The organism is Bacillus toyonensis BCT-7112, from assembly GCF_000496285.1.
Taxonomy (GTDB): domain Bacteria; phylum Bacillota; class Bacilli; order Bacillales; family Bacillaceae_G; genus Bacillus_A; species Bacillus_A toyonensis.
Genome location: NC_022781.1, coordinates 1,624,028 through 1,645,191, shown reverse-complemented (window position 1 = coordinate 1,645,191; position 21,164 = coordinate 1,624,028). Strand labels below are relative to the sequence as shown.

Below are 21,164 nucleotides of genomic sequence, written 5' to 3'. Positions count from 1 at the left end.
TCTATATTAAGGGGTATCTAAATGAATGAAAAATGGACAATTATAGATGCGTTGCGTCATTCAAGACATGATTGGCTCAATCGTATGCAGATGGTTAAAGGAAACCTTTCTCTTGGAAAAGTGGAAGAGATTCATCGGCTCATCGATCGTTTTGTCCAAGAAGCGAGACAAGAATCCAATCTGATGGGGTTATCAATGCCTTTATTTTCAGAGTGGATTTTAACATATAATTGGAAACAGCAGCCGTGCTTATTGGAGTACGAAGTATTAGGAGAATTACATAACTTATCTCACTTAGATGAGACTGTATGTACATGGGCGAATCAATTCTTCTCAATGCTTCAGCATAGTTTAGACGTATATGTTGAAAATTATGTTTGTATCACAATTGAATGTGACGCGGAGAATGCTCGTTTCTTTTTTGATTTTCGTGGTAAGCTAACGAGTGTAGAAGAACTACAGAATTGGCTTGCGAACCAAAACAATAAATGGTATTCCATTTCTTATACAGTACGAGACGAAGAAGTCTCAGTTATATTACAACCAATCGAAAAAAGTGTGGTGAAATAATGTTTGTAGATCAGGTCAAGATATATGTAAAAGGCGGCGACGGTGGTAACGGAATGGTTGCGTATCGTCGTGAGAAGTATGTTCCAAAAGGTGGCCCAGCAGGTGGCGACGGTGGTAAAGGCGCAGATGTTGTTTTCGTTGTTGAGGAAGGCTTACGTACATTAATGGACTTCCGTTACCAACGTCATTTCAAAGCTGATCGTGGTCAGCACGGAATGAGTAAAGGTCAGCACGGACGTAAATCTGAAGATTTAATCGTAAAGGTTCCACCAGGAACAATAGTAAAAGATGAAAAAACAGGTCAAATTCTTGCCGATTTAGTAACGCATGAACAAACAGCTGTAATTGCAAGAGGTGGCCGAGGTGGCCGTGGTAACTCGCGTTTCGCAACAGCTACGAATCCAGCACCTGAAATCGCTGAGAACGGAGAACCAGGTCAAGAACGTGATGTCATTCTAGAACTTAAAGTGCTAGCAGACGTTGGACTTGTTGGATTCCCAAGTGTAGGTAAATCTACATTATTATCTGTTGTATCATCAGCGCGTCCGAAAATTGCAGAGTATCACTTTACAACAATCGTTCCTAATCTTGGTGTTGTTGAAACTGGTGATAACCGCAGCTTCGTTATGGCTGACCTTCCTGGACTAATTGAAGGCGCACATGCTGGCGTCGGACTTGGACACCAATTCTTACGTCATATCGAACGTACACGTGTAATTGTACATGTTATTGATATGTCTGGTTTAGAAGGCCGTGAGCCATATGAAGATTATGTCACAATTAATAATGAATTAAAAGAATATAATATGCGTTTAACAGAGCGTCCACAAGTTGTTGTAGCAAACAAAATGGATATGCCGGATGCAGAAGAAAACTTACAAGCATTTAAAGAGAAAGTGGGAGACGAAGTAAAAATCTTCCCAATCTCAGCTGTAACGAAACAAGGTGTTCGTGATTTACTATTTGAAGTAGCGAACTTATTAGAAACAACACCAGAATTCCCAATGTACGATGTTGTTGAAGAGTCTGAAGCAAGTGTAATGTATAAATTTGATGCTGAAAGTCTTAAATTTGAAATTACACGTGAAAGTGACGGCACGTTTGTTATTTCTGGTTATGATATCGAGAAGACATTCAAAATGACTGACTTCTCACGTGATGAATCTATACGTCGTTTCGCTCGCCAAATGCGCGGAATGGGTATTGATGAAGCGCTTCGTGCACGTGGTGCAAAAGACGGAGATATTGTAAAAATTCTTGAATATGAATTTGAATTTATCGATTAAGACTGCCAAAGTATGGCGGTCTTTTTTTTATTCTGCTATTTGCAAGTAGTAAGATTCCCGCCTCAAAATTCAGCTGAAGCAAAGAAGTTAGGTGTGAATCAGGCTGCTAGTTAAAAATTACGAAGATAGGAAAAAATCCCCACTAATTAAATTTTCAATTTATAATAGAAAAAGAAGTAATTTTAGAAGAATATTTATGGGGAGAAAGAGAACATGTATAAAATATTAATTGTAGAAGACGATGAGAAAATTGCGGGAATATTAGAGGAGCATTTAGAAAGGTATGGCTATCAATCATTTAGAGCAATTGATTTACGTCATATAAAAGATGAATTCGTAAAAGTGAATCCACATCTCGTATTACTGGATATCAATTTACCATATTTTGATGGTTTCTATTGGTGTCGTCAAATCCGCACTGTATCGAATGCGCCGATTATTTTTGTTTCTGCAAGAACAGGGGAAATGGATCAAGTAATGGCAATTGAAAATGGCGGAGATGATTACATTACAAAGCCATTCCATTTAGATATTGTCATGGCTAAGGTGAAAAGTGCACTTCGACGTGGGTATGGTGAGTATGCTTCTGCGGCAGAAAGTGATTGTTTAGGTGTGAATGGACTTTTGTTATTCCCGTCCCAACACGTTGTTGAGTGGAAAGGGCAACAAACAGAGCTGACAAAAAATGAATTTTACTTATTAGAGTGTTTAATGAAACAAGCGAATCAATATGTAACGCGTGAAGAATTGTTAGAAGCTCTATGGGATGAAGTAGCTTTTGTTGATGATAATACACTGACTGTGAATGTAAAGCGCGTAAGGAAGAAACTAGAGGAGCTAGGTATTAAAAATGCGATTGTAACGAAACGTGGATACGGTTATGCGCTTCTTACAGAGTGGAGTGAAGGGCATGCAGGTTAAAAGTTACCTCATAGACCGCTTTGCTTTACTTCTTTCTTATGTTGTAAGTCTTTGTTTATTTGGACTCGTATTGCAGTTGCAAAGTCTTTTAGAAAAAAGATCAATTGATTGGAGTACGTGGTTATACGGACTTTTATTAGGGACAGTTGTGTTTACTGTATACCTCATTTACGATTACCGAAAAAGAAGTGTTTTTTTAAAGAGAATCGAAAAATATGTTGCTGATGGAAATACATTACATGATTCTTTACTTATTGATACTTCGTATACGACAGAACAAGAGATGATCGTTGAATCTTTTACGCTATTAAGACAGCAATATATGAATGAAGTTCATAAACAGCATGCGAAAGAGCAACAGCAAATGATATTTATGAACCAATGGATTCATCAAATGAAGACACCAGTATCTGTTATTGAGTTACTATTACAGAAGTTTGGTAAAGAGCATCGTGAAGCGAGAGCAACAGTTGAAAGTATTCGTGAAGAAAATAACCGTATACTAAATGGTTTAGATTTAGCGTTACATATGGCAAGGTTAGAGCAATTTGCGAAAGATTATAAAGTAGAAGTAGTAAATGTGATAGATATTATTCGAGGTATTATTAATGAAAATCGAAAGTCTTTCATTCAATCGTCTGTATTTCCGAAAGTAATGTTTGAAGAAGATACTTGTATGGTTGCATCTGATAGAAAATGGCTTAGTATTGCTATAGGGCAAATTGTTGTAAATGCAATTAAGTATACGAGAATTTCAGAAGCAGAGAAAAAGGAAATTCAATTTCAAATTGAAGAGAAAGATCAAAAGGTGTTATTACATATTAAAGACAATGGAATCGGTATTCCGGAGCAAGATGTAAAGCGTATATTTGATCCGTTCTTTACGGGGATAAATGGCCGTAAAACGAGAGAAGCGACTGGAATGGGTTTATATATTACGAAGGAAATTTGTGATAATTTACATCACGGTATTTATGTGCAATCGGCTGAAGGGGAAGGGACAACATTTACGTTCCAATTTGCAAAAGATGAAGAATATCATACATTAATGAGAAAAATGACAAAACTGTAAGATAACAAAACGTTTTGTAAGGGAAATCACTCGTTTCTTTTTCTTATTTTTCTTATAGTAAATGTAAGAAGAAAACACATAGGGGGATTAGAAATGAGTGTTCTTGAAGTAAAAGGATTAACGAAGGTGTATCAATCAAAAGGTTCAGTAGCGACGACTGCTTTAAATGATATAAATTTTAAAATAGAAGAAGGCGAATTTGTAGGGATTATGGGTCCTTCAGGAAGCGGAAAAACAACGCTTTTAAATTTATTAGCAACAATTGATAAGCAAACTTCAGGTCATGTGCTTGTAAATGGCGAAGAAATTAATCAAATGCGTGCTGCAAAATTAGCGGAGTTTCGCCGTACACATTTAGGATTCATTTTCCAAGATTTTAACTTACTTGATACGCTATCGATTAAAGAAAATATCATTTTACCACTTGTAATGGCGAAGAAATCTGTAAATGAAATCGATGCAAAAGTGCTTGAGATTGCAAAGTTTTTAAATATCGAAGGCATTTTAAATAAAAAAGTATATGAAGTATCAGGCGGCCAACAACAACGTGCAGCAGCTGCGAGAGCGATTATTCATGAACCGACGTTAATCTTAGCGGATGAGCCAACTGGAAACTTAGATTCTAAGTCGGCAAAATCATTAATGAGCGCGTTGCAAGATTTGCATGAACAAAAGAAAGTAACAATTGCAATGGTAACGCATGATCCAGTAGCGGCGAGTTATTGCGAACGTATTCTTTTCATACGTGATGGAGAGATTTTCTCAGAAATACATAAGGGAAGAACGAAACAAGCCTTTTTCCAAGAAATTTTGGACGTACTTGCGATGCTAGGAGGAGAATATCATGAACTTTCGCCAGCTCGCGCTTAATAACGTAAAAGGAAATTGGCGTAATTATAAAGCGTTTCTTATTAGCAGTTGTTTATCGATTGTCGTATTTTTCATGTATGCTTCCTTCATTTATCATCCAGATGTCGTAAGCGGTAATATTAGTATGAGGGAGATGATTTCAAAAGGGTTAGAATCGATGAATTATATTGTAGTCATCTTCTCAGCACTTTTTATTTTATATGCAAATTCAACATTTTTAAGAGCAAGGAAAAAAGAGTTTGGTCTATTAACATTAATAGGCGGAACAAAATCACAACTTGGCCGAATGATTATATTAGAACAGCTTATGTTAGGTAGTATTGCAATTGTAGTAGGTATTGGACTTGGTATGCTTTGTTCAAAATTATTCTTCCAAGCATTAAGCGTAATATTGAAAATAGATAAAACACTTCCACTCGTATGGAATAGTAAAGCGGTTTTGATTACAGCGGGTGTATACTTAATTCTATTTTTAATTCTATCATTGTTTAGCGTTTGGACAGTAGGACGCTTGCAAATTATTGATTTATTAAGAGAAGCAAGAAAACAGAAAGTAGAACCTTTTGCGTTTACATGGTTATGCGTAGTTGGTATAGGATGTATTATTGTTGCATATGTACTTAGCTTCCAAGTAACATTTATGAATTTTGTCATCCTGTTTTTACCGATTGTAGGGCTGACGATAGGCGGAACTTATTTACTATTTACACAAGGTAGTACAGTCGTATTAAAGGCATTACAAAAACGAAAAAAATCTTTTTATACATATCCAAATATGTTCGTACTTAGCAATCTTATTTATAAAATGAAAGATAATGCCCGTTTTCTATTTGTAATTTCTATCATTACGGCGGTTGTATCTTCAGCAGTTGGTACGCTGTACGTATTTTTTGAGGATATGAGTTATAAGGCAGTAACTAGTACCCCGCATGCTATTTCTTATGAGGAAAAGGGAATCCATATGCATAATGTCATAAAAGAGGGAAAAACAAAAGAATTAATAAAAAAACACGGATTTGAAGAAGCGCGAGAAGTAACGTACGTAAAACTTCCTGGAACGCAAAAAATCACAATGTTTAACAGTGAACATGAGATGCCAATGGCGATTGTTTCAGAAAAAGAATATAACGCTGAAGTACGTAAACAAAAGAGAGAGCAAGTTAGAGAAGTTCATAATGCACCAGGTAGTGCAACGATGGTCATAATGGATATGGCGAATGATATGATGAAGATAGATCGTACGAAACCGTATGAAATTAAAATTAACGGACAAAAGCAATCTGTTCAATTAAATGAGCCAACTTCATTTTCTGTTTTTAATGATAGTGAATATCTCATTGTGAATGATCAAGATTTTGAGAAATACGCAAAGCTTGTACCAGATGAAGAAAAGACGAAATATTACGGTTATTATATAGAAGACTGGAAAAGTACGGAAGACCTTGTGTTAGATTTGAAAAAGGAGATTGCACCAGATAAGCAAGAGGAGTTAAATAACTCGGTGCTCGCTTATAAAAATATAAGGGAATCAGGAGCAATTACAATGTTCATCGGTTTCTTCGTAGCGGTACTATTCTTCTTCTTCGCTTGTAGTATGACATACTTTAAATGGTTTAACGATAAAGAACAAGATCGTATTCAATTTAAATCGTTAAAGAGAATCGGTATGACAGATAAAGAAATTCGTAAAATTGCAATTCGTCAAATGGGCGTTATCTTCTTTATCCCAATTTTAATCGGTGCCATTCATAGTGGGTTTGCTCTTCATACGTTAGGGAAAATGCTTTATATTGATTTATGGAAATCAGGTGCGATTGTAATTGGAACATACGTTATAGCTTCTGCGATTTACTTTATGATTGCACAAAGAGGATATTTGAAACACGTGCAAAGCTAGAGAAACCTCTAGCTTTTTGCTTATGTAGTAAGTTATAGGGGGACGATAGATGAACATTCGGCAACTAGCGCTGCAAAATATAAAAGGAAATTGGCGTAATTATAAAGTGTTTTTCTTAAGCAGTTGTTTTGCGATATTTGCGTCTTTTGCATACATGTCTGTCATTGTACATCCGTATATGCAGGAGACGATGTGGTATCAAAACGTACGCTGGGGACTTATTATATGTAATGTTATAGTCATTTCTTTTTTCGTCATATTTATTTTGTACTCTACTTCTATTTTCATAGAGGCACGTAAGAAAGAATTAGGGTTATATATGTTAATGGGAGCGACGAAGTCTAACGTAATAGGAGTGATAATGACCGAGCAAATATTAATCGGGATTTTCGCGAATATTTTCGGGGTTGGGCTTGGTATGATCTTTTTGAAACTCTTTTTTATGGTATTTAGTATGTTACTGGGCCTTCCGAAAGAACTCCCTGTCATATTTGATGTGAGAGCAATTGGGGTAACGTTTGTTACATATATGGTCGTTTTTATTGTCTTATCTTTTATAAGTGCTTTACGCATATGGAATATAAAAATCATTCGGTTATTGAAAGAATTTCGAACAGATAAAAAAGAGAAGAAAACATCAATGTGGCTTTGTATATTCGGTTTTATTTGTTTAGGTATAGGATATGCGTTAGCGTTACAAGCGACGATGCCAACGATAGCATTCTATTTTTTTCCTGTGTCTATACTTGTCTTTTTCGGAACTTATTTTTCTTTTACACACGGAACTGCTCAAATATTAGAAATAATAAAACGAAATAAAAAGATTATGTATACATATCCGTATTTATTTATAGTAAACCAATTGTCACATCGAATGAAAGAAAATGGTCGCTTTTTCTTTCTGATGTCTATGGCAACGACGTTTGTAGTTACGGCAACAGGTACGGTGTTCTTATATTTTTCTAGCATGCAAGATATGTGGCGAACTGGAGGGGTACACTCGTTTTCATACATAGAAAAAGGTATTTCTACTCATGAAGTCTTTGAGGAAGGTGCGGTTGAAAAATTACTGAATCAATACGGGTATGATGATTTTCAATATATGAGTTTTGTTGGAGTGTATGCATCCTTTCGGTCTAATAAAGGAGAAACAACAATAGCACCGCTTATAAAGGAAAGTGAATATAACCAAGAAGCGAGGAAACAAAAAAAGAAAATGTATCGTCCTAAAAAAGGTACAGTGACACTCGTTTATTATAATAAATACAATAATTCGAATGTATATAATCAAAAAGAGATTCAATTGCAAGTAATGAGTCAACCATATTCATTCGTATTTAACGGTCAGAAAGAAGGGGTTCAATTTAACTATCACCCTTCGTACATTAATGGTCTGTTCTTCGTTATGAATGATGAAGATTTTGACAGTATAGCAAATCAGGTTCTCGATTCTGAAAAAATGATATATAGAGGCTACACATTACCAAATATCGAAAAGACGAAGAAATTAAATGAAGATTTACGGAAACATATGAAACAAGATAATAATAATGCGTTTCGAAGTAATATGGAGTTATATGTAAATATGAAAGAAGGCGGCGATATTACTCTATTTGTAGGCTCATTCATTAGTATATTATTCTTTCTTACTTCATGTAGTATCGTATATTTTAAATGGTTTCATAATATTGCATCGGACCGAAAGCATTATGGTGCACTCTCTAAACTTGGAATGACGAAGGAAGAAGTATGGGAAATTTCTCGCTGGCAATTATGTATGCTATTTTTTGCGCCAATTATAGTAGGGAGTATGCATAGTGCAGTTGCGTTATATACGTTTCATAATACTTTCTTTATGGATGGATCATTAGGAAAAGTAGGCTTGTTTATTCTGTATTATATCGCTGCATGCATCGTTTATTTCTTCTTCGCTCAAAGAGAATATAAGAAACATTTAGACTAGCGGATGCTAGTCTTTTTTTAATATTCGAAATTTACATAGAAGAATATAAAAAAGTATGGTATAACAGTAAGAAAACGAAAAAGAGGGGAAAAGACGATGATTCGAGTAGGATATTTAGGACCAGAAGCAACATTTACAAATATGGCGGTGAGTCGTTTTTTTCCGGAAGCAGAGCATGTACCGTATCGAACGATTCCGGATTGTATAGATGCAGCCGCAAATGAAAGTGTAGATTTCGCAGTCGTACCGTTAGAAAACGCAATAGAAGGTTCAGTAAATATAACGGTCGATTACCTTGTGCATGAGCGACCACTTTCTATTGTAGGAGAAATTACAGTACCAATTCAGCAACATTTACTCGTACATCCGCAGTATGCAGAAGTGTGGGGAGAAGTATATGCAGTGCATTCACATCCGCATGCTATCGCACAATGTCATAAGTTTTTAAATGAAGAATTAAAAGGGGTAACTGTTCGAGACATGACATCAACAAGTGCTGCTGCACAATATGTGAAAGAACATCCTGAAGAAAAAATCGCTGCCATTGCAAATGAAGCAGCCGCAGAAAAATACGGATTAACAATTGTAAGACGTGACATTCATACGCATAAAAACAATCATACACGCTTCCTAGTGCTCCATAAGAAAAAGAAAGTAATACTCTCAAATAACGGAGAAAACCGCGGGGAGAAAACGACGCTTATGATAACGTTACCTGCAGATTATGCAGGGGCACTATATCAAGTGTTATCAGCTTTTGCATGGAGAAAATTAAATTTATCAAAAATCGAATCGCGCCCGATGAAAACAGGACTCGGAAATTACTTTTTCTTAATCGATGTCGATAAAGCATACGATGACGTATTATTGCCAGGCGTAACGATGGAACTTGAAGCGCTCGGTTTTTCTGTTACTGTGCTGGGGAGCTATTCTTCTTATTGGTTGTAAAGGGTAAGGGAGAGTATTTGTCGTATTTTGTAGTTAAATCGATATAATTTCAGTCGATAATATACCGTCTGATAGATAAATAAAATCCCACCATTTATAGGTGGGATTCTTTACTTTAACTTAGCAAGACGATCCTCTAACTGACCACGCCAAATATTGGCTAGTTCAGGAACAGCAAGAATCTTTTCAATGCCATCTTTATCTTTTCTATTATGAAAATAAATTTCGTTAGAAAACAAAACAGATACATTGTTTGATGGACGTTTTAGCAATGTGATTTTAGAATCTTTACGTACAGTACCTTCTTGAAGAACGCGGCATAGGTAGCCAGTAAATCCAGTTGCTACAATGCGCGGCAGTATGCCAGGAATACCGAGGCGTTTTGAAATAGTGCTACAAGGTACTCTTGCTTGTGTCACTTGAATGATTGCTTCACCAAGCTGATATGTATCTCCGATGCAAACATCACGCTCTAACATATTTGTTACGGTAATGTTTTCGCCAAATGTGGAAGCTGGAAGCGTAGTTTGAAATTCCTCTTCCCATAGTGCGTAATGCTCGTGTGGGTACACACAAACAGCGCGATCAGGACCGCCGTGATGTTTTAAATCCGCTACGTCATCACCACGAAATCCGTCTTTTGAGAGAAAGGCCTCTTCTGTAGGATCTTTACATATACCTGTTATCATTTCTTTATCTTCGCCATATTTCATTTGTTTCGGTTTACCAGTACTAAAGTGAACGAGTTCAATTCCCATATTCGATCTCCTTTACGATTGATTACAATATTATAGCATTAAAAAAGCACAGAGAATTATAAAAACTCTGTGCTTTACATTAATAAACGAGAAATCCTGCTTTATCTAAAGCCTCGCAAGCAGCGTCTAATTTTTCTTTAGAATCTGCTTCAATTGTATGTAAGTGAATACCATCTGTTAGTTGCGAAAGATAGGAAGCATTTGTATTTTCGATTTTTTGTAAATATTGCTCTACATCAAATCGATTACTTACCATAATTGATGCTGTTAAGTCGCCGTATACAGGGTGCTCAACTTTTACGTCTTTAATCGTAACGCCATGATCAACAAGCATTGTAAGTTCTTGACGTACTTCTGCTGGTTTATGTTGGCATACAATCACGCGTTCAAAAGCCTGTTGCTTCTCCTGTGGTTTTAAATATAAATAGCCTTGAGCAGTTGCGATAATTGGCTCGTTTCTTGCTTTTAGTAAGGAGATATCTTGCACAATAACTTGTCTACTTACGTTTGTCTTCTTAGATAGTTCGTTTCCAGATAACGGTTCATTTGCAGCAAGCAGCCACTGAAGGATAAGTTGTCGTCTTTCTTCACCTAAAATTTTTTTTGTTCATTTTGTTTCATTATGATTTAACACCTCTATAAAATTGATTTCCAATTGTGTGTAGTGCATGAATAGTAGTATCAATTTGTTCTTTCGTTGTTTGTTGTCCGAAAGAGAAGCGGACATATTGTTTAGCCTCTTCATACGTTCTTCCAATTGCAAGCATTGTTTTCGAAGGTTCTTGTTTACCAACTTGGCAAGCACTTCCGGTCGAGATGGCAATACCGCGGCGGTTGCATTCTAGCATTGTATATTGACCTTCTATTCCTTTTATTGTAACCCCAATAATATGTGGTAAACAAGAAGTAGAATGACCTTCTACTTCAATTTCTAGCGGAAGTGTTTGTAATTCCTCTAAAAAGTAGGATCGTAACTCTTTAAAACGTAAACTTTCTACCTGTTGATTTTTCAATATATTTTCAGCAGCTGTTAAAAAAGATGCGATGCCAGGAACGTTCACTGTGCCTGGGCGAAATCCTTTTTCGTGAGAAGTTCCCGGGAATATTTGTGCCCAGCGAACTTGCGGATTTATATAGCAAGCGCCGACACCTTTTGGACCGTATATTTTGTGTGCTGAAACAGAAAGACTATCAATTCCCATCTCAAAAACATGGATAGGCAGTTTACCAAACGTTTGCACACAATCCGTATGAAATAAAATATTATATGTTTTTAAAAGGGCCCCAATTTCTGCTATGTTTTGAACAGTCCCAATTTCAGAGTTACCATGCTGTATACTTGCTAGCACAGTATCTTCTGTAATAGCTGCCTCTAAATCTACTAAACAAATGAGTCCGCTTTTATCAACAGGAATTTCAGTGATCGTATAGCCTTTTGATTTTAGAGATTGAAAATAACTTCGAATGGATGCATGTTCCATAGGTGTCGTAATAATATGCTTCTTATTTCGGGCACTTAGAAGTGATTGAATCGCAAGATAGTTCGATTCCGATCCACAGCTTGTGAAAAATACTCCTTGTTCTTTGCCTCCAATCATTTCCGCAAATGTTTTTCGGCAAACTTGTAATAAAGAAGAAGCCGTTCCTCCAATATCATGTAAACTTTGTTCATTTCCGAAGTATTGCGAAGCTGCTTTCATATATGTTTGTAACGCTTCCCCGCTCATAGGTGTAGTAGCTGCATAGTCAAGATATATCATCATGTAAGTTCCTCTCTCTAGTAAGAGTTACATTTCTTTTACTTTTTAAATGGTAGTAGTGAAAATAAGAATTATAAAAAAACTCTTGTCATTATTTTAAAACTATGTAAATATAGGTGTCAAGACAGTTGAAAAGTGTAAAGTAGGAGGCAACAATTATGCCAAGTGCAGATGTCTTAATTATTGGAAGTGGCGTTGCGGCACTTCGTGTTGCAAAAGAGATTTGTCACGAAAAGAATGTGATTATTATCACAAAGGAGACGAAACGTAATAATAATACACATTTAGCTCAAGGTGGAATTGCCGCAGCGGTAGCGGCATATGACAATCCTAATGATCATTTTGAAGATACGTTAGTAGCAGGGTGTCATTATAACAATGAAGAAGTGGTCCGTTATTTAGTCGAGGAAGGACCGAAAGAAATTAATAACCTTATTGAAAGAGGAATGAAATTTGATGGAGATGAAACAGGTCCTCATCTTGGAAAAGAAGGGGCGCATCGAAAACGTCGTATTTTACATGCAGGTGGCGATGCAACAGGAAAGAATTTATTAGAGCATCTTATTCAAGAAGTAGCTCCATACGTTACGGTAGTGGAACAGGAAATGGTGCTCGATTTTATTATAGAAAAAGATAAATGTGTTGGGGCTTTAACTCGCAACAATAAAGGAGAACTGAAACGTTACAATGCAGATTATACGGTGTTAGCTTCAGGCGGTATTGGCGGTTTATACGCCTTTACTTCTAATGATGAGACAATTACAGGCGATGGACTTGCAATGGTGTACCGCGCAGGTGGGGAACTTGTAGATTTAGAGTTTATACAATTTCATCCGACGATGTTATACGCGGGTGGGCGTTGTTCCGGTCTCGTGTCCGAAGCTGTTCGCGGAGAAGGAGCTGTCCTTATAAATGGAAAAGGACAGCGTTTTATGATGGAGATACATCCTGAACAGGATCTAGCCCCGCGTGATGTAGTGGCTAGGGCTATTCATGAACAGCTACTTGCGGGTGAAAAAGTGTACTTAAACATCGAAATGATTCAAAACTTTGAACAACGCTTTCCGACCGTGTCATCGATATGTAAAACAAATGGAGTCGATATAAATAAAAAACTTATTCCGATCGTGCCCGGTACTCATTTTCACATGGGCGGCGTGAAAACGAACTGTGATGGAGAGACGTCTATTCTGAACTTATACGCAGTCGGTGAAGTAGCTTGTAACGGGGTTCATGGTGCAAATAGATTAGCGAGTAATTCATTATTAGAAGGTCTTGTGTTTGGAAAAAGAATCGGACGACACATTTTATCTAGAGAGACAAAAGAAAAGGTGAACATGCTAGCCGAAAAGGAAGCAAAGTTTATCGTTCTGAATCATTTACCGACGAAAGAAGAAATACAAAAATGCATGATGAAATATGTTGGGATTGTGCGAACAGAGCACAGTTTATCTTATGCGAAGAGATGGCTTAGTAAGTATGGTGTTCGAAATATGATATTACAACATGATGTTCTTACGAATGAAGAGATAACGCTTATTAATATGTTAACGGTTTGTGAGCTTATAGTTGTGTCAGCCTTGCAAAGAGAAGAAAGTATTGGCGGGCATTACCGGAGTGATTATCCAGATAGAAATATAGGAAAGAAAGAGATTGTTCGAGTAAAGAGAAAACTACAAATTGTGTGATGAGGGGAAGAGGGGCTTTATGAACACGATAAAAGTTAAAGAAGCATTAAATCGATTTTTTTTAGAAGATATAGGGGAAAGAGATGTAACATCTCAGCTTATTTTTCCAGATAACTTGCTTTCGAAAGGAGCGTTTCTTGCGAAGGATACAGGGGTCTTTGCAGGACGTTTAGTAATTGAATCAGGATTTAAATTAATTGATGAGAGAATTGAAGTAGAGCTTCATAAAAAAGATGGGGATCTTGTAGAAAAAGGCGAAATCATTGCAACTGTGCAAGGTCCAATTGCCTCGTTATTAACAGCAGAGCGCGTTATATTAAACGTTATTCAGCGTATGAGTGGGATAGCCACGATGACACGTAAAGCGGTTCTTGCGTTAGATAGTAGTCATACTCGCATTTGTGATACGCGAAAAACGATGCCTGGGCTACGTATGTTTGATAAATATGCAGTCGTGTGCGGAGGTGGATTTAACCACCGCTTCGGTTTATATGACGGTGTCATGATTAAAGACAATCATATTGCGTTTGCTGGTTCTATTACAAAAGCTATTACATCGGTGAAAGAAAAATTAGGACATATGGTGAAAGTAGAAGTGGAAACAGAAACGGAGGAGCAAGTGAGAGAGGCAGTAGCAGCCGGTGCGGATATTATTATGTTTGATAACCGTACGCCAGATGAAATTCGAGAGTTTTCAAAGATTGTGCCAAGCGCCATTGTTACGGAAGCGTCAGGTGGCATTACAGTTGAAGATTTATCGAAATATGGAAAAACAGGGGTAGATTATATTTCACTTGGATTGTTAACACATTCAGTGAAAGCACTTGATATTAGTTTCAATATTGAAGCGTAAGGAAAGTGGCTTAGAGGGGGAGAAAGGTATATGAGTATTTTAGAAAAAGTACAGCCAATTGAAACGATGTTACCAGAGCGTTATTACACAATGTCAATGGAAAATATGGAAAAGCGTGTTCGTGAAATTAAAGAAAAAATGGGGAAAACGTTATTTATTCCAGGGCATCATTATCAAAAGGATGAAGTTGTACAATTTTCTGATGCAGCAGGGGACTCACTTCAGCTTGCGCAAGTTGCAGCGAGTAATAAAGAAGCAAAATACATTGTGTTTTGTGGTGTGCACTTTATGGCAGAAACAGCAGATATGTTAACGACAGATGAACAAGTTGTCATCTTACCAGATATGCGCGCAGGTTGTTCAATGGCGGACATGGCAGATATTGAACAAACAGAAAGAGCGTGGAAAGAGCTCACGAAGTTATTTGGAGATACGATGATTCCGTTAACATATGTAAATTCTACAGCTGCAATTAAAGCGTTTTGCGGTCGTAATGGTGGAGCGACAGTAACTTCTTCAAATGCAAAACAAATGGTTTCTTGGGCGTTTACACAAAAAGAGCGTCTTGTCTTTTTACCAGACCAACATTTAGGAAGAAATACAGCGCACGATTTAGGTATTCCGTTAGATAAAATGGCGGTATGGGATCCACATACAGATTCATTAGAATACGATGGAAACATAGAAGAAATCCAAGTGATTTTATGGAAAGGACATTGTTCAGTTCATCAAAACTTTACAGTGAAAAATATTGAAAGTGTGCGGAAAAATCATCCGGATATGAATATTATTGTACATCCAGAATGTTGCTATGAAGTTGTAGCCGCTTCAGACTATGCAGGTTCAACAAAATACATTATTGATATGATTGAATCAGCTCCAGTTGGAAGTAAATGGGCAATTGGTACAGAAATGAATTTAGTGAACCGAATTATTCAGCAACATCCAGATAAAGAAATTGTTTCACTTAATCCATTTATGTGTCCGTGCTTAACGATGAATCGAATTGACCTCCCTCACTTACTATGGGTGCTTGAAATGATAGAAGGCGGAGAAGAGATTAACGTTATTAGCGTAGACAAACAAGTAACGAAAGAAGCAGTTCTCGCATTAAATCGTATGTTAGAGCGTGTTTAAAGCAACGGGAATACCGTTGCTTTTTTTCATACATATAATCATAACGAGAGCGAAATGGGCATACATTGTTTTGAAGAAATCATTGTGGTTTTTATGCCTATTCCACTTCCAACTATATTGAAAATAGAAGAAGTGATAAAAGTGAAAAGAAGTTAATGTTATTTAGAAAGGGTTACTTCATGAGATTTGTTACTTATAGATAAGTTATACAGGAGGGGGAAAATTTGAAAATTCATATCGTGCAAAAAGGGGATACCCTTTGGAAAATTGCGAAAAAGTACGGAGTGGATTTTGACACGCTGAAAAAAACAAATACACAGCTTAGTAATCCAGATTTAATCATGCCAGGTATGAAAATTAAAGTACCATCAAACGGCGTCCACGTGAAACAGCAAGCTGGAGCAGGATCAGCACCTCCAAAGCAATACGTAAAAGAAGTGCAACAAAAAGAATTTGCAGCAACACCAACGCCGCTTGGAATAGAAGATGAGGAAGAAGTTACGTATCAATCGGCACCAATTACCCAGCAGCCCGCTATGCAACAAACACAAAAAGAAGTGCAAGTAAAACCGCAAAAAGAAGTACAGATAAAACCACAAAAAGAAGTGCAAGTAAAACCACAAAAGGAAATGCAAGTGAAGCCGCAAAAAGAAGTACAGGTGAAACCACAAAAAGAAGTGCAAAAAGAACAGCCAATTCAAAAAGAAAAACCAGCTGAAAAACCGTCTGTTATTCAAAAGCCACCTGTTATAGAAAAACAAAAACCAGCGGAAAAAGAAAATACGAAGTTTTCGATAAATGTATTACCACAGCCGCCGCAACCGCCAATAAAAACGAAAAAAGAATATAAAATTTCAGATGTAATTAAAAAAGGAAGCGAGTTAATTGCTCCGCAAATTACGAAAATGAAACCTAACAACGTCATTTCTCCGCAAACGAAAAAGGATAATATAGTATCACCGCAAGTAAAAAAAGAAAATGTAGGAAACATAGTATCGCCGCAAGTAAAGAAAGAAAATGTAGGAAACATAGTATCGCCGCAAGTAAAGAAAGAAAATGTAGGAAACATAGTATCGCCGCAAGTAAAGAAAGAAAATGTAGGGAATATAGTATCGCCGCAAGTGAAAAAAGAAAATGTAGGAAACATAGTGTCGCCGCAAGTAAAGAAAGAAAATGTAGGGAATATAGTATCGCCGCAAGTGAAGAAAGAAAATGTAGGAAGCATAGTATCACCAAATGTATCGAAAGAAAATGTGGTTATCCCACAAGTCATACCGCCAAATATTCAAGTACCAAATATAATGCCAATGCTGGATAACAATCAACCACCAAATATAATGCCAATAATGGATAACGATCAACCACCAAACATAATGCCAATAATGGATAACAACCAACCACCAAATATAATGCCAATAATGGATAATAACCAAATGCCGAATATGATGCCGATTATGGATAACAATCAAATGCCGAATATGATGCCGATTATGGATAATAACCAAATGCCGAATATGATGCCGATTATGGATAACAATCAAATGCCGAATATGATGCCGATTATGGATAATAACCAAATGCCGAATATGATGCCGATTATGGATAACAATCAAATGCCGAATATGATGCCGATTATGGATAATAACCAAATGCCGAATATGATGCCGATTATGGATAACAATCAAATGCCGAATATGATGCCGATCATGGATAACAATCAAATGCCAAATATGATGCCGATCATGGATAACAATCAAATGCCAAATATGATGCCGATCATGGATAACAATCAACCACCGAATATGATGCCATATCAAATGCCGTATCAACAGCCGATGATGCCGCCGAATCCATATTATCAACAACAAAACCCATATTACAATATGCCATATCAGCAAGGGGCACCTTTTGGACCACAGTATACGTCTATGCCAAATTCAAATATGATGCCAATGGATAACAATATGCCGCCACTCATACAAGGTGAGGAAGATTGTGGATGCGGAGGAGAGAGTAGGTTATATAGTCCGCAGCCTGGGGGACCACAATACGCTAATCCTTTATATTATCAACCAACGCAGTCTGCATATGCACCACAGCCAGGGACGATGTATTATCAACCAGATCCACCAAATGTATTTGGAGAGCCAGTCGCAGAAGAAGAGGACGAAGAAGAAGTTTAAAAAAAGGTGGGATTATTCCCACCTTTTTTGTATGTAGAATTGTTTTGAAAACGGAAGATTTACATCAAGTGTTAGAAAATTCCCAGTGAAATATTAACAGTGTAAAAACCTTCTCTGTTACTCATCATAAGAGGGAGCTTTTCAGAAGAGAAGTTCATTCTAACAGAGGGGGTTTTTGTATTGAATACGAAAGTAAAAGTGATTGCTGCTTCTTTGTTAGTTACCAGTGCATTAGCTGCATGTGGTACACCAAAAGATAACAATGCGATGGATGGACGTAACTACAATTACGAGCGTACATCTTATAATGATACACATCAGTATCGTGATAATGTAGCGCGTAACGATCGTTATACAGATTATGTAACATATAGAAACGGTCGTAACGATACAGGATATAATAATTATTACCGTGATGTAAATTACAACGGGCAAATTGCTAATCCGCATCCAACTCGTAATATTACAATGAACAATTCATACATTAACAATGATGGTAAAACTGCAGAAAGAATTACAAATCGTGTGAAACGTATGAATAACGTAGACCGCGTGTCTACGGTTGTATATGGAAACGACGTAGCGATTGCAGTAAAACCACGTAACACAGCGACAAATGAAACGGCGATGGCGAACGAAATTCGTCAAGCGGTTTCAAATGAAGTTGGAAACAGAAACGTATATGTTTCTGTAAGAAATGATATGTTTACTCGTGTCGATGCAATGAGTACGCGTCTACGTAACGGTACAGTTACAAATGATTTTAATCGTGACATAGGAAATATGTTCCGAGACATTCGTTACGGTTTAACTGGTACAGTGCGATAGAAAAACAAAAGAGGAAGGGGTTGCCCTTCCTCTTTATTCATCGTTATCTTGTAAACGACGTTTTTTAATAAAATAACTAACGGAATAAGAAATTAAAAAGCATATGAAGAAAATACTACCTGTTAGAAGTGCTTCAAACAGAGGTCTTTCTGGACTGAAAATGATATAAATAATGGCTATAATAGTTCCTACAATAAGAGAGCGTAAAATAATTTTGTAATAAGGAGTTAACTTTATATCCTTTTCGCCTTCTTCTACATCGATAGAAACGCTTAACTGTAAATAACTAAGTACGATACTTGTAAGGATAAATAATAACCATAATGGAGATTTCGTAATTTGATCCATTCCTTCAGTGAATCCGATATAGCCTAAAATGCCAATTATACCAAGTGATTGAAAAAGAAAGGCAATACGTATGTTTTTTAATGTTTTCAGAATGAGACGTTCATCCTTTATTTTTTTCACAATATCCATCTCCTGTTTATTATGATTTCGCTGTTACATTAATCGTAATATATATATTATATTTATCAATTTATAATTTACATAAAGTTCGTTTGGGTGAAAGAGAAAATAAAATATTTGTTATAAAAATGTTGCACTTATACGTTATTAATGTTATATTAGCAAAGCGATGAGCTAATTTACGTAAGACGAGAGATATGCTTAAGTGCTAAACACGCGAATGTGGTCGCCTGGTCTCTCGCCGTAAACGCATCAAGACGCCTGCTTGCAGGCGTCTTTCATTTTATATAAAAACAAATGCTAATGCAGATAAGGATAAAACCTTATCTGCATTTTTTTATTTTTGAGAGAAATGTAATGTGGTTGTTTATATGGATAAAACCTCCACTTTCGGCAAAACTACTAATGAAAGTTTGATTTTGCCTAAAAGAGGTGAACGGAAATGAAATGGATACTGATTGCAGTGCAAGCTTTCGTGATGATGTTTTGTTTAGCCTATGAAACGAGTGTGAGGGCGGAAGGACCAGTACCAGAAGTAACAGAAAAAGAATCTGAAGTTACAATTTTATTAGAGCGTATGTATGTTGATGGAGAAGTAAGTGAAGAAATATTTACAGAAAAAGTAGCGGATTTAGAAAAGTTTTTACAGCAATATAAAGAATGGCAACTCGTTGATCGTGATGATGTACAAATTGTATTGCAAAAGAAAGTGGACGATATTTCTCCGTTATTGAAGACGAGCGGCTATTTTGGTGTTTCAGAGGAAGGGATATTACAAATTTTCAAGGGTGTACCAAAAAGTGATAATGCGATTCATTCTTTCTTTCAAATTGATATGAAAAAACTTGAGAGTTATGAGCGTGCGAAATTGAAACGTGGTATTCGTATAAAATCAAAAGAAAGTTTTGTGAAGACGATTGAAAAAATGAAGCAATATGCAGTGCAAAATAAGAAAAAAAGCAGCTCATGGTGAGCTGCTTTTTCTTACTTGTTTTTAGCTAAAATTTCTTTTGCGATTTCATCAATTAGCATATCTTTTCCGATTGGATTGAATGCTTTCGTATTGAAGATTTCATTCGATACTTCATATACGTGATTGTTTTTTACTGCTTTATTGTCTTTCCAAACAGCACTATTTTTATAGTCTTCGTACACTTTATCAGCCTCGCCGCCGAAGCTTACAATAAACATTTGATCAGGTTGGAATGCAACAAGCCCTTCTAATGATACTTGCGCCATCGTTTGTTTTAAATCTGTACCTTTTGTTGCTGGAAGTTTTAAGTCGTTAAAGATGATGTCACCGTATCCGAAGCTACCGTATACACGGAAGTTTTGTGGTGTAACTGCGACAAACATAAAGTTTTCATCTTTTGTTTTTTCTTTAATTTTTTTAGATAAAGAGTCTGCTTTTTTATCGTAGTCGGCAATCCATTTGTCAGCTTTCTTTTCTTCATCAAATAGTTTACCTACTTCTTTAAACTTACCGCGCCAGTCTTCTAAGTTTGTTTCTAGAACAACAGTCGGTGCAACCTTTTCTAATTGATCATAAATTTTTAATTGACGATTATTTAAAATAATTAAGTCCGGTTTTAAAGCTGTAACAGCTTCTAAATCAACTTTAGGTGCCCAGTACCAGCCAACTGCTTTTACGCCATCTAGCTTGTCTGTTAAGTGATTTTGGATTTTATCTTTATATGTATTTGCTGTACCAACAGGTTTGTGTCCAAGAAGTAATAACTCTTCTGTTGATCCAGATAAGTCAACAATTCTCTTTGGATTTACTGGAATTGTAGCTTCCCCTTTAGCGTGTTTCACAACTTTTGTTTTCGGTTGTTCTTTTGCTTTTGACGCTTCTTTTTGAGAAGAACAGCCAACGATAGAAAGAACGACTAGCATAATAGTTAATAAAATAAATAACTTACGTTTCATCCTGATGTAACCCCTTTAATTAGTATTGATAAT

General features: G+C 36.4%; 17 protein-coding genes and 2 pseudogenes. 14 read left to right on the top strand and 5 right to left on the bottom strand.

The window, feature by feature from the left end; all coding sequences use genetic code 11:
* Positions 1 to 21 precede the first annotated feature (21 nt).
* The 8 genes from BTOYO_RS08465 (at position 22) to pheA (ending at position 9,527) form a co-directional block, all read left to right on the top strand.
* Positions 22 to 570 carry a sporulation initiation phosphotransferase B gene (locus BTOYO_RS08465; protein WP_001003572.1) on the top strand — a complete coding sequence of 183 codons (549 nt, stop codon included), beginning with the start codon at positions 22 to 24 and terminating at the stop codon, positions 568 to 570.
* The gene (obgE, locus tag BTOYO_RS08460) at positions 570 to 1,856 is read left to right on the top strand and encodes a GTPase ObgE (RefSeq protein ID WP_000497121.1); all 1,287 of its coding nucleotides are present in this window, start codon (positions 570 to 572) and stop codon (positions 1,854 to 1,856) included. Before BTOYO_RS08465 ends, obgE begins: the two co-directional genes overlap by 1 nt.
* A gap of 213 nt (positions 1,857 to 2,069) precedes the next feature.
* The gene (locus tag BTOYO_RS08455) at positions 2,070 to 2,777 is read left to right on the top strand and encodes a response regulator transcription factor (protein ID WP_000276706.1); all 708 of its coding nucleotides are present in this window, start codon (positions 2,070 to 2,072) and stop codon (positions 2,775 to 2,777) included.
* Entirely contained in the window at positions 2,767 to 3,849 is a 1,083-nt protein-coding gene (locus BTOYO_RS08450; protein WP_001197402.1) for a HAMP domain-containing histidine kinase, read from the top strand. Before BTOYO_RS08455 ends, BTOYO_RS08450 begins: the two co-directional genes overlap by 11 nt.
* A gap of 93 nt (positions 3,850 to 3,942) precedes the next feature.
* Complete coding sequence (locus BTOYO_RS08445) at positions 3,943 to 4,719, top strand: ABC transporter ATP-binding protein (protein ID WP_000114533.1); 777 nt, start codon at positions 3,943 to 3,945, stop codon at positions 4,717 to 4,719.
* Entirely contained in the window at positions 4,694 to 6,616 is a 1,923-nt protein-coding gene (locus BTOYO_RS08440; RefSeq protein ID WP_001011404.1) for an ABC transporter permease, read from the top strand. The genes BTOYO_RS08445 and BTOYO_RS08440 overlap by 26 nt, the downstream gene beginning before the upstream one ends.
* Before the next feature lie 49 nt (positions 6,617 to 6,665).
* Positions 6,666 to 8,579 carry an ABC transporter permease gene (locus BTOYO_RS08435; RefSeq protein ID WP_001026357.1) on the top strand — a complete coding sequence of 638 codons (1,914 nt, stop codon included), beginning with the start codon at positions 6,666 to 6,668 and terminating at the stop codon, positions 8,577 to 8,579.
* A gap of 96 nt (positions 8,580 to 8,675) precedes the next feature.
* Positions 8,676 to 9,527, top strand: a complete 852-nt coding sequence (gene pheA / locus BTOYO_RS08430) for a prephenate dehydratase (protein WP_000621713.1) — start codon at positions 8,676 to 8,678, stop codon at positions 9,525 to 9,527.
* 110 nt (positions 9,528 to 9,637) lie between these two features.
* Here pheA and BTOYO_RS08425 read toward each other — a convergent pair whose 3' ends face one another.
* The 3 genes and pseudogenes from BTOYO_RS08425 to BTOYO_RS08415 all read right to left on the bottom strand — a co-directional run bounded on the left by BTOYO_RS08425 (position 9,638) and on the right by BTOYO_RS08415 (position 12,048).
* Positions 9,638 to 10,285: an MOSC domain-containing protein gene (locus tag BTOYO_RS08425; RefSeq protein WP_000510705.1), complete on the bottom strand. Its 648-nt coding sequence runs from the start codon at positions 10,283 to 10,285 to the stop codon at positions 9,638 to 9,640.
* 79 nt (positions 10,286 to 10,364) lie between these two features.
* Positions 10,365 to 10,906: pseudogene (locus BTOYO_RS08420) on the bottom strand (3H domain-containing protein).
* Positions 10,906 to 12,048: an IscS subfamily cysteine desulfurase gene (locus BTOYO_RS08415; protein ID WP_000973784.1), complete on the bottom strand. Its 1,143-nt coding sequence runs from the start codon at positions 12,046 to 12,048 to the stop codon at positions 10,906 to 10,908. Before BTOYO_RS08415 ends, BTOYO_RS08420 begins: the two are co-directional and overlap by 1 nt.
* A 155-nt stretch (positions 12,049 to 12,203) precedes the next feature.
* Between BTOYO_RS08415 and nadB the strand changes: the two genes are divergently transcribed.
* From nadB to BTOYO_RS08390, 5 genes and pseudogenes are all read left to right on the top strand, one after another.
* Positions 12,204 to 13,733 (top strand): L-aspartate oxidase, encoded by a 1,530-nt coding sequence (gene nadB, locus BTOYO_RS08410; protein WP_001138523.1) that lies wholly within the window; start codon positions 12,204 to 12,206, stop codon positions 13,731 to 13,733.
* Between the two features lie 19 nt (positions 13,734 to 13,752).
* Positions 13,753 to 14,586 carry a carboxylating nicotinate-nucleotide diphosphorylase gene (gene nadC, locus BTOYO_RS08405; protein WP_001092204.1) on the top strand — a complete coding sequence of 278 codons (834 nt, stop codon included), beginning with the start codon at positions 13,753 to 13,755 and terminating at the stop codon, positions 14,584 to 14,586.
* A 30-nt stretch (positions 14,587 to 14,616) separates the two neighbouring features.
* The gene (nadA, locus tag BTOYO_RS08400; protein ID WP_000025286.1) at positions 14,617 to 15,723 is read left to right on the top strand and encodes a quinolinate synthase NadA; all 1,107 of its coding nucleotides are present in this window, start codon (positions 14,617 to 14,619) and stop codon (positions 15,721 to 15,723) included.
* A 224-nt stretch (positions 15,724 to 15,947) separates the two neighbouring features.
* Positions 15,948 to 16,110, top strand: a pseudogene (gene safA, locus BTOYO_RS28305) (SafA/ExsA family spore coat assembly protein); the annotation flags it as partial.
* A gap of 1,976 nt (positions 16,111 to 18,086) precedes the next feature.
* On the top strand, positions 18,087 to 18,734 hold the full coding sequence (locus tag BTOYO_RS08390; protein ID WP_001093525.1) for a YhcN/YlaJ family sporulation lipoprotein: 648 nt from the start codon (positions 18,087 to 18,089) through the stop codon (positions 18,732 to 18,734).
* A 33-nt stretch (positions 18,735 to 18,767) separates the two neighbouring features.
* Here the strand turns inward: BTOYO_RS08390 and BTOYO_RS08385 are convergent, their stop codons facing one another.
* Positions 18,768 to 19,211: a hypothetical protein gene (locus tag BTOYO_RS08385; RefSeq protein WP_002039655.1), complete on the bottom strand. Its 444-nt coding sequence runs from the start codon at positions 19,209 to 19,211 to the stop codon at positions 18,768 to 18,770.
* Between the two features lie 433 nt (positions 19,212 to 19,644).
* On the opposite strand from BTOYO_RS08385, the gene BTOYO_RS08380 reads away from it, so the two are divergent.
* Entirely contained in the window at positions 19,645 to 20,175 is a 531-nt protein-coding gene (locus BTOYO_RS08380) for a BofC C-terminal domain-containing protein (RefSeq protein ID WP_000871206.1), read from the top strand.
* Positions 20,176 to 20,186: 11 nt separating this feature from the next.
* Here the strand turns inward: BTOYO_RS08380 and BTOYO_RS08375 are convergent, their stop codons facing one another.
* On the bottom strand, positions 20,187 to 21,131 hold the full coding sequence (locus BTOYO_RS08375) for an iron-hydroxamate ABC transporter substrate-binding protein (protein WP_000823618.1): 945 nt from the start codon (positions 21,129 to 21,131) through the stop codon (positions 20,187 to 20,189).
* Between the last annotated feature and the right edge of the window lie 33 nt (positions 21,132 to 21,164).

Coding starts and splice junctions, on each gene's coding strand:
- BTOYO_RS08465 (WP_001003572.1), top strand. CDS start 22: ATGAATGAAAAATGGACAATTATAGATGCGTTGCGTCATTCAAGACAT.
- obgE (WP_000497121.1), top strand. CDS start 570: ATGTTTGTAGATCAGGTCAAGATATATGTAAAAGGCGGCGACGGTGGT.
- BTOYO_RS08455 (WP_000276706.1), top strand. CDS start 2,070: ATGTATAAAATATTAATTGTAGAAGACGATGAGAAAATTGCGGGAATA.
- BTOYO_RS08450 (WP_001197402.1), top strand. CDS start 2,767: ATGCAGGTTAAAAGTTACCTCATAGACCGCTTTGCTTTACTTCTTTCT.
- BTOYO_RS08445 (WP_000114533.1), top strand. CDS start 3,943: ATGAGTGTTCTTGAAGTAAAAGGATTAACGAAGGTGTATCAATCAAAA.
- BTOYO_RS08440 (WP_001011404.1), top strand. CDS start 4,694: ATGAACTTTCGCCAGCTCGCGCTTAATAACGTAAAAGGAAATTGGCGT.
- BTOYO_RS08435 (WP_001026357.1), top strand. CDS start 6,666: ATGAACATTCGGCAACTAGCGCTGCAAAATATAAAAGGAAATTGGCGT.
- pheA (WP_000621713.1), top strand. CDS start 8,676: ATGATTCGAGTAGGATATTTAGGACCAGAAGCAACATTTACAAATATG.
- BTOYO_RS08425 (WP_000510705.1), bottom strand. CDS start 10,285: ATGGGAATTGAACTCGTTCACTTTAGTACTGGTAAACCGAAACAAATG.
- BTOYO_RS08415 (WP_000973784.1), bottom strand. CDS start 12,048: ATGATGATATATCTTGACTATGCAGCTACTACACCTATGAGCGGGGAA.
- nadB (WP_001138523.1), top strand. CDS start 12,204: ATGCCAAGTGCAGATGTCTTAATTATTGGAAGTGGCGTTGCGGCACTT.
- nadC (WP_001092204.1), top strand. CDS start 13,753: ATGAACACGATAAAAGTTAAAGAAGCATTAAATCGATTTTTTTTAGAA.
- nadA (WP_000025286.1), top strand. CDS start 14,617: ATGAGTATTTTAGAAAAAGTACAGCCAATTGAAACGATGTTACCAGAG.
- BTOYO_RS08385 (WP_002039655.1), bottom strand. CDS start 19,211: ATGGATATTGTGAAAAAAATAAAGGATGAACGTCTCATTCTGAAAACA.
- BTOYO_RS08380 (WP_000871206.1), top strand. CDS start 19,645: ATGAAATGGATACTGATTGCAGTGCAAGCTTTCGTGATGATGTTTTGT.
- BTOYO_RS08375 (WP_000823618.1), bottom strand. CDS start 21,131: ATGAAACGTAAGTTATTTATTTTATTAACTATTATGCTAGTCGTTCTT.